The organism is Allokutzneria sp. NRRL B-24872 (assembly GCF_002155965.1).
Lineage (GTDB): Bacteria > Actinomycetota > Actinomycetes > Mycobacteriales > Pseudonocardiaceae > Allokutzneria.
Genome location: NZ_MUMH01000219.1, coordinates 1 through 791, shown reverse-complemented (window position 1 = coordinate 791; position 791 = coordinate 1). Strand labels below are relative to the sequence as shown.

The following is a 791-nucleotide window of genomic DNA, read 5'->3' as shown; positions in this document are numbered from 1 at the left end:
GTGGACAACCAGCCGCACCTGCTCCGTGAGTCACCGCGTTCGCCGGTCCTCGACCGTCCGGAACTGGGCGAAGTGCTGCCACCCCTGGGAGCAGGCGATACGGCGATCGAACACGGTGACCCCTACGCTGCTGTGCGTGACGACCGCGGGACGGTGGGACGGGCACGGCGGAGGAGGGTTGCTCCTCGGCCGGGTGTCGGGTGTCCCGGTGTTGCTCGCGCCGTCGTGGTGGCTCTTCGCCGCACTGGTCGTGGTGTTCTACACGCCGCTGGTCGGCCTGCTGCTGCCAGGAAGCCCGCTGTGGGTCGCGGCACTGCTCGCGGGCGCGTTCGCGATCCTGCTGGCGATCTCGGTGCTGCTGCACGAACTGGGGCACTGCGTCGCGGCACTGCGCCTGGGCCTGCCGGTGCGCCGCGTGCGGTTGCAGATGCTGGGCGGGGTCTCGGAAGTCGTCCGCACGCCCTCCACCCCCGCGCACGAGGGCGTGGTCGCGGCGGCAGGGCCCGCGGTGTCACTGCTGCTGACAGGCGTGTTCGGCGTGGCGTTGCTGATGGCGGAGCACGAGACGGTGGCCTGGGTGCTGCTGCTCCAAGCCACGATCGCCAACGGAGCCGTCACGCTGTTCAACCTGCTGCCGGGGCTGCCGCCAGTCCGTCGCGCGCCTGCCACAGCGACGTGGCCGCCGCGTAGTGGCGGGGCGAGCGCAGCTTGTGGATGACGGAGGTGCGGCGCGACGGGGCCGCGCGCGGACCGGGCGGGGGCGCGGTGCGCACCGCCTCGAACTCCTCCAG

At 72.7% G+C, this 791-nt stretch carries 2 pseudogenes; one reads left to right on the top strand and one right to left on the bottom strand.

Going from position 1 to position 791, the window contains the following annotated elements:
- Window positions 1-25 precede the first annotated feature (25 nt).
- Window positions 26-541: pseudogene (locus CCN37_RS41180) on the top strand (site-2 protease family protein); the annotation flags it as partial.
- Between the two features lie 103 nt (window positions 542-644).
- Here CCN37_RS41180 and CCN37_RS41820 read toward each other — a convergent pair.
- Window positions 645-791 (bottom strand): annotated as a pseudogene (locus tag CCN37_RS41820) (ribonuclease D); the annotation flags it as partial.